Consider the following 3,324-nt stretch of genomic DNA (forward strand, 5'->3'; position numbering starts at 1 on the left):
CTCTACATTGCAAGGTTTCTTTGGTCCAATATTGTTCGTATTGCGCTGCTTGCGTATAGTTATATATCCAAAGATTTGCCGTTGGATGCTTACAGTTATGAATGTAACCATTAGTCATTGCTTGCTTTAATTTTTCGATATATACTACGCTTGTTTTCATTTTGTTTTTAATTATAGTACAAATTTGAATCATTACTACGCAATTATTATGCGTAGTTAAAATGTGTTTGTTAATTAACATTGATTAAAGTTTCTTTCTGATAAAACTTAATAAATATTTACAGTAACATGCTGAATTTTATATTCTTACTTTCGTTTTCTTTGCTCGCACAAAGAATACTGAATCAAGTTCAGCACAGGCTTCAACAAAAGAAAGTGCGCTTTTAGTTCATGTCATTTATATTTTAAATTAAGGTATTCATGTATGCAAAGCATTTCCAGAGGTATTTTTAGTTTTTTTTTTAGGGAAAAACTAAAACCGCATGAGTTTTTCTAAATTTTTTAGTTCACGGTTTTCTATCTTCTTTTATTGAGTTTATGAATCTTCGATTTCCAAGGCTTCAAAAATTCTTAACGAAAAACTCCTGCTATACTGCGGAAAAGTTAAAACTCACTCTTGTTTTCTTAAAACTTAAAAGGTTTTAAGAAACTATCTTTTTCTAAGGTGTCCAAAGAAAAATCGAAGTCAGCTTGTTCCTTTACAGTTACAATTTCTACACCTAAAATCTTTACAATTTTATTGAATGATAATGGTTTGTTCCATTGTTGGTATAATGCTTTTGTAGCCAAGTCTGAGATTTCTGAGTTACCAGAAATACGCGCATGACCAGCACCAAAGTTTAATAAGACAAAGCATTGTTTATCTTTTTTAGGAATCATGATACCTAAGATTGTTTGCGATTGTACCGAAGCACATTTTATTTCGGCAAACAATTTATTCGGATTCATCATGTAATCGTAATTGATGGAATCACCTGTACCAATAATGATTTTGTATTCACAAGTTGCACTACCCGAAAATACATTGTTGTTTACCAATGTTGGCATGTTTAAACCTTTGTTAGCGTACAAATATTCTGCGGCACCATTTGGCGCTGAGGTAATATCACCTGAATACATTAAGTTACCATTTTGTTGGTTGTAGGTTGCATTCCAACCAATTTTACCACCAATATTTAAACCAGATAAATCCAAATCATTTGCGCCCCAAGCATCTTTCCAATAGATACCAACTGCCATTTTTTTACCGTAAAAACGCGTACCTGTTGGAATGTTACCAACATACATTTTTTCGGAAGTTGGCAATGCGTATTTTACATCTTCTGGCAAGAATATTTTCTTATTAGATAAATCAAATCTACGTTTGATATACTTTAAAATAAACGCATAGTTTTTTTCGAAAACTTCATTTTCAATTGTTTCAACATGTTTTTCAGCTGTGTACAATTTTTCTTTTATCTTCTGTAAAACCTGGTTTTTACTATTTTGTTCAATAGTCGTAGTATTTGATTTTACAAAGGATTTACCATTACGAATTCTGTATAAAAACGCATCTTGACCATTCATACGACTGTAACAAGCCGATAATGCTTTGAATAATGCAAACGGTGTTGCATTGTCCAACCAACGTACATCATTTGCAGTTAACAAAATATTTGTCACGTTGTTTAATGGATTTGAAACCAATGGTTTGTGATGCTTTTTTGAAAGCTTACTAATCTTATTGATCGTTTTTGGTGCTTTACTTTTATATGCTAAAAATAGAGGTTTGAAACGATTGAAGATTTCAGCCAATTTCTCTAAACCAAATTTATTGAATGCTTGTGTCGGATTGTACGAACTGTTTTTAATTAATTCGATCAATTCATCATTTTTAATCAACAAAGTCGTGTCTGTACTTCTGTAGATGATGTATCTGAAAAACTCCACCGCATTTTCAGGATAGATATCATAAAACTCCGCCAATTTTACAATGGCTTCTTTGTTTTTGATGTTTTCTTTACCTGTGAATGTGTATTTTAATTCATCTGCCAAGATTGAAATCAATTCATCAACTGTTTCCGATTTTAACGCAATACCAGATTGTAACAAAGACAAGCATTTTTCCTGCATTTCTGCAACGGTGTATGCTTTGATGACTTTGTATGATAATTTTACATCTGGAATGTTTACTACTTGCGTAGGAATAAAAATTTCAGCTTGAAAATTACTGCCATACGTTGAAATATAGTGCTTGATTTGTTCGATTAAAAATTGACCACGAGCGTGATTTTTAATCGTACTCCACGACTTATAGAAAGTCTTGTTTAAATCGTTACCATTTAATTTTTCATCAGTATAGAATTTGATGATTTTTCGTTTCGCCCAAAGTGCTTTTGTTTCAATAATATAACCTTCATCAGTGATGAATGGCTTTTTAGGTGAAATTTCACCGAAAATACTAGATGTTTTTTCTTTTGCTACAACGGCGTTAAATAATTTTAATGTTTTCATCTGTTCATTTTTATTTAATTAATTCTGTCAGATGCAATTCGCCAATAACCATATAGTTTCAATGAATTAATAGTTTTGGCTCATTTCATTTTGTTTAAATTAATAAGTGAGGTGTATGCTTTCTTTGAATGAATGTTTTATAGGAACACCTTTTACCTATTTCAAAAAGACGAAGAGTAATATAACCAACTATGCTCTTGCGAGCACTGGAGTCGAACCAGTAATAGGAACTCTTGGTGTCTTTTTTTTAAGAACTAACGGAAAGTATTTTCTGAGTGTAATAGGAACTTTCTGTGTCAGTTTTTGTTTTTATATTGTTTCAATACTATATTTGAGATCGTTTGTCAGAAGTATTTGATTACTAACGACAGGACAAATATTTTGCAGAAGTGCGCAACTATTATGCGTAGTGAAATTATTTTATTTTTTCAGAATCAAAAATTAATTTAATTAACTTGTAATCAGTGTTTTGAAAGTAAAAAAAGACAACAGGATTTGTTGTTAAATGTGTAGTTATATAAATATGTGTAATTTTGTATTGTGAAGAATGTCTATGACATTGGTAATATCTCTATTACTTTCCCATATACATTTTTTGTCCATCCGTTAATTCTTCCGCGATTGTTTCCAATTAACAATCCACGTCTTTCGTTTTTTCCTTTCACCAAATGTGTAAATACATTTCCGCGAACTTTACAAAAGACAATATCACCAGCTTCGCAATTTTCCCAAGAAATGGGCTGCAACTTTACAGGTTGCTTCGATTTTAGAAGTGGCAACATAGAATTACCAGGTTCTTTTGAAATGATGGTTTCTCCATCGAGTAGTTTT

Annotated in this window: 2 protein-coding genes; both read right to left on the reverse strand. The window is 31.3% G+C overall.

What is annotated here, in order from left to right:
• Positions 1–624 precede the first annotated feature (624 nt).
• Positions 625–2,493 (reverse strand): hypothetical protein, encoded by a 1,869-nt coding sequence (locus AB8B65_RS10925; RefSeq protein WP_405301030.1) that lies wholly within the window; start codon positions 2,491–2,493, stop codon positions 625–627.
• 551 nt (positions 2,494–3,044) lie between these two features.
• Positions 3,045–3,324, reverse strand: a 280-nt coding sequence (locus AB8B65_RS10930; RefSeq protein ID WP_405301031.1) for a hypothetical protein, incomplete at its 5' end; no start/stop codon positions are given.

Origin of the sequence: Kordia sp., assembly GCF_045105435.1 — a bacterium.
Classification (GTDB): Bacteria; Bacteroidota; Bacteroidia; order Flavobacteriales; family Flavobacteriaceae; genus Kordia.

What these genes read in the sequence shown, in the direction of transcription:
- AB8B65_RS10925 (WP_405301030.1), bottom strand. Translation starts at nt 2,493, where the DNA reads ATGAAAACATTAAAATTATTTAACGCCGTTGTAGCAAAAGAAAAAACA.